Source organism: uncultured Anaerococcus sp., from assembly GCF_947253225.1.
In the GTDB taxonomy this organism is placed as follows: domain Bacteria; phylum Bacillota; class Clostridia; order Tissierellales; family Peptoniphilaceae; genus Anaerococcus.
Map to the genome: position 1 here is coordinate 1 of NZ_CAMXYR010000060.1, position 7,603 is coordinate 7,603.

General features: G+C 36.0%; 5 protein-coding genes. All 5 read left to right on the top strand.

Translation table 11 applies throughout. The features are described from left to right. Window positions 1-976 precede the first annotated feature (976 nt). Entirely contained in the window at window positions 977-2,569 is a 1,593-nt protein-coding gene (locus tag Q0W95_RS06660) for a type I restriction-modification system subunit M (RefSeq protein ID WP_297791131.1), read from the top strand. Further along, the gene (locus tag Q0W95_RS06665) at window positions 2,566-3,732 is read left to right on the top strand and encodes a restriction endonuclease subunit S (RefSeq protein ID WP_297791133.1); all 1,167 of its coding nucleotides are present in this window, start codon (window positions 2,566-2,568) and stop codon (window positions 3,730-3,732) included. The genes Q0W95_RS06660 and Q0W95_RS06665 overlap by 4 nt, the downstream gene beginning before the upstream one ends. Before the next feature lie 8 nt (window positions 3,733-3,740). Next, window positions 3,741-6,770 (top strand): HsdR family type I site-specific deoxyribonuclease, encoded by a 3,030-nt coding sequence (locus tag Q0W95_RS06670; protein WP_297791135.1) that lies wholly within the window; start codon window positions 3,741-3,743, stop codon window positions 6,768-6,770. Between the two features lie 66 nt (window positions 6,771-6,836). Beyond that, entirely contained in the window at window positions 6,837-7,250 is a 414-nt protein-coding gene (locus tag Q0W95_RS06675) for a hypothetical protein (RefSeq protein ID WP_297791137.1), read from the top strand. A gap of 17 nt (window positions 7,251-7,267) precedes the next feature. Beyond that, window positions 7,268-7,603: SIR2 family protein (locus tag Q0W95_RS06680; RefSeq protein ID WP_297791139.1), on the top strand; the 336-nt coding region annotated here is incomplete at its 3' end.

Below are 7,603 nucleotides of genomic sequence, written 5' to 3' on the forward strand. Positions count from 1 at the left end.
TTGTCTTATATCCATAGGCTGGATAATTACCAAGTAATATATTTAGATTTAAACCTTCAAAGCAAAAAGTAAAAATTAAGTAAATTTGAAGTGACATTAATTTGAAAACTTGATAAACAAGCTTAAGAGATATTATATTAAAACAATATTTCCCCGGTACTGGGACTGGGACGGGACTAAAAATTTGAAAACGTCCTATAATTAGGTGAATTTAGTGGTACTCTAAAAAATAGAATCTAGTATTTTGAATGGTTTGGGATATACTGTACATTTGAAAAAGAAGAATGGGAATAAAAAATATTGCGAGCAATATTTTTTACATTTTCCACCATTTATCAAGGTGCGAAGCACCGCAGAATAAATGGATGAAAACCCTTCTGCAGGGAAGAAAAGCCGACGCGACAAATAGGAGCGTTGGCTTTTCTGATTCGCTAATAGGAGTAGTCCCATCATCTATGGGTGACCGATGCAAAAGCATCGGTCATTTTCGAGACCACTCCGTGGTGGGTCTTCCAAAAGCCAGACGGGCTAGCACAAAACTAAGCGAGAGGCCAAAGGCCTCGAGAGGATATTATAGTTAATGACTTCTATAAAATTACGACGTCAAAAATCAATGGTTACAGAAGATTAAAAACTGTAACTGGGATTAAAATGGGAACATTTTTAAAAAAGAATAAATTGAATAATAGTTCGAAATGGTTTAAATTTGGGCAAAAAATCAGATCATAACTTAATGGTGTAAGATAAATCGTGTTGGTAGAAGTAATTGATACTTATTTCAGAACGATTTTTTTGCAAAAGAGAATAAACTTAATAATAGCTTAATGTACTTTATACGAGGAAAAAAGTAGACCCTTGTTTTTGAACATATCCCTAAACTTGGACCTAGTAGCAGAGTTAGTGTTAAAACTTACTCTGCTTTTTTTAGCTAAGAATGGGCTTTTTTGTTATAATTATACTAACAAGGAGTGTATATATGGAAACTACTATTAATCTTTACCAAAAACTATGGCAGGCTTCTGATGATCTCAGGTCTCAGATGGATGCCAATGAATATAAGAACTATTTACTAGGAATAATTTTTTATAAATATCTATCAGATAAGATGCTTGATGAGGTTGGCAAGTTACTGGAAGTTGATGATGCTGATCTTAATGAGATTCAAGCTATGTATGAAGAGGAAATGCAAGGAGATGATGCTGACCTTATTGTTGATGAGCTTAGGAATAAATTTTCCTTTGTAATTTCTCCAGACCATACTTTTACTCACTTTATAAAACAAATCGAAGAAGGCACCTTCCAGCTAGATGATCTGGGCCAGGCCTTCAATGAAATCGAACGAGCTGACAAGGACTTTAATGGATTGTTTGAAGATATAGACCTCTATTCAAACAAGTTAGGCAAACTTCCCCAAGAGAAGAACAAACGCATATCAAAGGTTATGAAGCAATTTGCCGAGGTTAACTTTGCCAACTATTCTGGCGATGTCCTTGGTGATGTTTACGAGTATATGCTAGCAAACTTTGCCTCAGAATCAGGCAAAAAAGCAGGAGAATTCTATACTCCACAGCCAGTATCAAGGCTTATGGCAATGATAGCTATGGATGGCAAAGAAGATAAGGCAGGCATAACCGTATTTGACCCTACTCTTGGTTCTGGGTCCTTGCTTTTGAATGTGAGAAACTTCTCCAATGAAGCAAATCGCATCAGATACTTTGGTCAGGAGCTAAACAATTCTACCTACAACCTATCTCGAATGAATATGATCCTCCACGACGTGCCATTAGAGTATCAGAGCTTAAACCAAGGCAACACCCTATCAGATGATTGGCCTGTAGATGAGCCAACCAACTTTGATGCTGTTCTTATGAATCCGCCATATTCAGCCAAGTGGGATGCGAGCAAGGGATTTTTGGAGGATCCACGCTTTTCTGAATACGGAGTCCTCCCACCAAAATCAAGGGCAGACTTTGCCTTCCTCCTCCATGGTTTCTACCATTTGAAAAACACAGGAACTATGGCAATCCTTCTTCCACATGGTGTACTCTTTAGGTCTGGGGCAGAGGAAAAGATTAGAAAAATCATGCTAGAAAATGGATCAATAGATGCTGTTATTGGTCTTGCTCCAAATCTATTCTACTCTACAGGAATCCCAGTAAGTCTCATAATACTAAGGAAAGATAAGACCGATAGAAGTGTTTATTTTATAGATGCAAGCGAAGAATTTGTCAAAAAAGGTAACAAAAATGAGCTAACCGAGGAAAATATCCAAAAAATATACAAGGCCCTAAGGTCTAGGGAAGAAATAGACAAATTCGCCCACCTAGCCAAGTTTGAAGAGATAGAAGAAAATGGCTTCAACCTAAATATTCCAAGATATGTGGACACCTTCCAAGAAGAAGATCCCATAGACTTAGCAGAAGTATCAAAGGATATCAAGGCTATTAATGATGAAGCCGATAAGCTCAAAGCAGAAATCCTAGCTGATATGAAAAACCTTGTGGCAAATACAGATGAGGCCAAGGCAGAGCTAACAGGATTTATGGAAATCCTTGGAGGAGACCTATGAGAAAGGTGCCAGAGATAAGGTTTGCTGGTTTTGATGGGGAGTGGGAAGAGAAGAAGATTTCAACAATTGCAAAATTTTCTAAAGGAAAGGGATATTCAAAAAACGATCTAACTAACGGAAAATATCCGATATATTTATACGGACAAATGTATACAAATTATAAAAGTCAAATAAACGAAGTAGAAACTTATACGGATAGTATTAAAGTGAATTCTATTTTAAGTAAAGGAAATGAAGTACTAATTCCATCATCCGGTGAAACTGCGGAAGATTTAGCTAGAGCTTCCCATATGAATATTTCTAATGTATTATTAGGAGGAGATTTAAATATTATTGAGCCAAATGATGGTGTAAATTCTCATTTTTTAGCATTAGAGTTATCTAATGGAAGCGTAAAACAATCATTATCAAAGAAAGCTCAAGGAAAATCAGTTGTACATTTATACAATACAGATATAAAAAATCAAAAAATCAACTATCCAGTTATTGAAGAACAAGAAAAAATCGGAGACTTGTTTAAAAAGATTGATGACCTAATCGAAATCCAAGAAGGCAAAGTTGCCAAGATGGAAGATCTCAAAAAATCCATGCTCCAAAAAATGTTCCCTAAGAAAGATGAACTTGTCCCTGAATTTAGGTTTGATGGTTTTGAGGGGGGATGGAATACGAAAGCATTAGGAGACTTATCGGAAATATCTACAGGTAAATTGGATGCTAATGCTATGGTTCCTGGCGGTGAGTATGATTTTTATACATCTGGAATAGAAAAATATAAAATTGATAATTATGCATTTGAGGGACCATCTATAACAGTGGCTGGAAATGGTGCTACAGTGGGTTACATGCATTTAGCAGATGGAAAATTTAATGCATATCAAAGAACTTATGTAATCCAAAAAATAAAAGGAGATAGGATTTTTATTTTTTATCAAATACAATCCAAATTGCCTAGAAAGATACATGAGGAATCCAGACAAGGAAATATACCTTATATTGTTATGAATATGTTAACGGATTTATATTTAGATGTACCAGAAATTGAAGAACAAGAAAAAATAGGCCAATTCTTTAAAAACCTAGACACCCAAATCGAAAACGAAGAAAAGTTACTAGAATCATATAAGTGTATGAAAAAGTCCCTCCTCCAAAAGATGTTTGTATAGGAGATATTATGGTAGAGATAAAATTTGATGATGAATTAAAATTGGAAAAAGACCTGATCAACCAGCTTATTTCCGGCAAGAGCCAATGGACATATGAGCCAGCTATCAAGACCCATGAGGACCTTTGGAATAACTTTAGGAAAATCCTTGAGATTAACAACAAGTCAGTCCTTGCCGACTATCCTTTGACTGATTCTGAGTTTCGTCAGATTCAAAATGCCATGACTTTTTCTTCCTTTTATGAGGCGGGCAAGTTCTTGGTTGGGGAAAATGGCATAGCTAAAATTTTACTCCAGAGAGAAGATTCAAGCCTTGGCAAGGTCAGTCTTGTAGTTTTCAAGAGGGAGGATGTGGCAGGTGGGTCTTCTGTCTATCAGATTATCAACCAATTTGTCGCCCCAAAGACCATGGGTCTTGACCAAAACGCCCGTTTTGATGTTACACTTCTCATAAATGGACTTCCTCTTATCCAAATAGAGCTAAAGAAGAGATCAGTTTCTCACATGGATGCCTACAATCAAATCAAAAACTACATAGCAACTGATAAGTATAGGGGACTTTTTTCCTGCCTCCAATGCTTTGTAATATCCAATGGGACGACTACCAGATACATTGCTGCCAATACTGATACTAAGCTTAACAAAAAGTTTCTAACCAGATGGAATGACAGGGACAACCATCCAGTAGATGACCTCTTTGGCTTTGCTAGAGATGTCCTTTCTATTCCCCAAGCCCACCAACTAATCAGCCACTACAGTGTGCTGGATAATGATGGGGAAAATATCATCCTCCTCCGTCCTTATCAAATCCACGCCATCAAGGCCCTAAAAGAAGCTGCAAGTAAGCATGAGTCTGGTTATGTCTGGCATACAACTGGTTCTGGTAAAACCTTAACTTCCTACAAGGCTAGCAGAAATCTCTATCAGATTCCAAGGATTGAAAAAACTATATTTATAGTAGATAGGGTCGATCTTGACCAGCAAACCACATCGTCATTTTTGGCCTATGCGGCAAACGATACGGTCGATATAGAATCGACTGACAATGTCAAAAATTTGAAATCTCATCTCCTATCAGATGATAGGTCTGTGGTGGTGACTACTGTCCAAAAGCTTAACTATATGATTAATAACAGGGATAAGTGGTTAACAGATAGTCAGGTAAGTAAGCTTAGGAAACTAGAAATAGCCTTCGTTATAGATGAGTGCCACAGGGCTATATCCCCATCCCAGCAAAATATTTTGAAGAAATTTTTCATCAATTCCTTGTGGTATGGCTTTACTGGTACGCCAATTTTTGCAGAAAACAAAAAGGCTGCTGTGGGAGATTTGCCACAGACTACAGAAGAACAATTTGGTAAAAGGCTTCACGAGTATACAGTCAAGGAAGCCATAGGCGATGGGGCAGTGCTAGGCTTTCAAGTAGAAAATATGGATACGATTGGCGAAAGTGTATATGACATAGTGGCAAATGTTAAGCCAGCTATGGATGTTTACAAATACGAGAGAGAGGACCTAGAGCCATATATACCAGACAAGGTTTATGAAAATGATGAATACAAGCTTGCTGTCATAGATAAAATCATTAATGGAATGGCCAGAAGATTTGCCCTAGATAGGGGCAGGGGCAAGACCTATGGAGCCATACTTACCACATCATCTATCAAGGATGCTAAGGATTATTATAGGCTCTTTAGACAAGTGATTGAGGGTAGGTCTGATGTAAAAGTTTCTGATAGGATCAAGTCTATGGTGGCTGATTTTCCAAAGGTAACCATGACATATTCTATTGTAGAAAATGATGAAAGCACCACAGAAAACAAGGAAGCTATGAAAGAAGCCTTGGCTTACTATAATGAGGAATATGGAATGAGTTTCTCCTTAGAAACCATAGGCTCCTACAACCGCAACCTAAACGAAAGGCTTGCCAGGAAAAAGGATAAGTACAAGTCTAGGGCTGAGCAGGTGGATATAGTTATAGTGGTCGATAGGCTCTTGACAGGATTTGACTCACCTAGTATGTCTCTACTTTTGATAGACAGGGCTCCTATGACTCCTCAAGGGCTTATCCAAGCATTTTCTAGGACCAACAGACTCTATGATGAGCGCAAGGCCTATGGGCAGATAATAACATTTAGGACTCCAAAAGCCTATGAAGAAGCGATCGAAAATGCCTTCAAACTCTACTCAAATGGTGGGGAAAACTATGTGACTGCACCAAGCTATCAAGAATCCAAGGAGAAATTTGACCAAAGCATAAAAGAACTATTGACCTATGATTTAGTAGAAAGTCCAGAGATTGAGTACGGCATAGAAAAAATGGTTGAATTTGTTTCGGTCTTTCAAAAATTCGACAAGGCCAATGCAGCTGTAATGGTCTACAGTGAATATGAAGAGGATGAAGAATATTACAAAAATGCTATAGATAAGAAAACCTTGGAAAAGTATTTTGACCAATATAATTATATAAAAGCCTTGCTTCCAAAAACGGATGAAACAAACATCAATCTTCCACTAGACCTGTACTATGAACCAATATCAATCCACCAAGGAACTATAGACTACAATTATTTAGCAAGCCTCATGCAAGAAAAGGCTAAAAATAGGTCAAGTAACGATGCAAAACAAGATAGTGAAATAGAAAAAACTATAGAAGAACTAGCAAAAACCAACCCAGAAAAAGCAGAAATCTATAGAGAAATTTATCAAGAAATGACAAAAGATCCAGACAAATTTGTAGATCAAAATATCGAAGAGTTGGCAAGAATTAAAATAAATCAAATCATAGAAGAAAAAATAAACAAATTCGCCGACCACTACAAGGTAAAGGTAGACGACTTGGTATTTTACACTATCAACTACAAAGACAAAAAGGAAAACAACAAGCCTCTAGGAGAAGACGACCTAATAAAAAATGCAGACAAAGACGCCTACAACGAGGTAAATGAAGATGAGATTAGCTTGCTGAGATATAGGAAGCTAATAAGGACTGCCGCGGCTGATTTTGTGGAGGAGGAAGTGCTGGGGTACTTGGACTAGGGGAATATCTAAAATATTATAAAAATATACTAAAATACTGTTTCTTTATATATTGAAAGGACTAAAATGTATACAGACACACATATTGATCATATAATTGAAGCTGCAAGAGCTAATAAGCTAATACTATTTGTAGGAGCAGGAATATCAAAAGATTCAGGTTATCCATTATGGGGAGAGGTTATCAAAAGTTTTGGAGATGATCTATATGGAGAAGAAAATAATTATGAATTAGACTACTTAAAAATTCCTCAATATTATTATAATACTTTTGGAAAAATTAAGTATGAGGAAAAAATTTTAGAATCATTTAATGAACATAACGCTAGACCTAATCTTATCCACAAACAAATAGACAGAATTGCCCCTAAGCATATCATAACTACCAACTATGATACATTACTAGAAGATCAACTAAATTCAGGGATTTTAAAATATGAAGTCATAAAAAAGATTCAGACGTACCAAATTCTAAACTAGGTAATTATATAATAAAAATGCATGGGGATATTAATGAGAGAAACTTTGTATTAAAAGAAGATGATTACTATAATTATAATAATGATTTTCCTGTTATATCTCAGCTTATACAATCACTTATAGTTAACAATACGTTACTTTTTATAGGATACTCTCTATCAGATACAACTTTTAATTCGATTTACAGATTAATTTCAAGTCAGTTAGGAAATAATGTCAATAATGCTTATCTGTTTACTACTGATAATCTAAATGAATTCGAGGTTAGATATTATGACAATTTAAATATAAAAGTAGTGGGAGGCGAATCCACTAAAACAAAATTAAAATATGGATTAAGTGAAAAAGGGTTA

Bases quoted from the DNA above. Each gene is read 5' to 3' on its own strand.
- Q0W95_RS06660 (WP_297791131.1), top strand. From the start codon at position 977: ATGGAAACTACTATTAATCTTTACCAAAAACTATGGCAGGCTTCTGAT.
- Q0W95_RS06665 (WP_297791133.1), top strand. From the start codon at position 2,566: ATGAGAAAGGTGCCAGAGATAAGGTTTGCTGGTTTTGATGGGGAGTGG.
- Q0W95_RS06670 (WP_297791135.1), top strand. From the start codon at position 3,741: ATGGTAGAGATAAAATTTGATGATGAATTAAAATTGGAAAAAGACCTG.
- Q0W95_RS06675 (WP_297791137.1), top strand. From the start codon at position 6,837: ATGTATACAGACACACATATTGATCATATAATTGAAGCTGCAAGAGCT.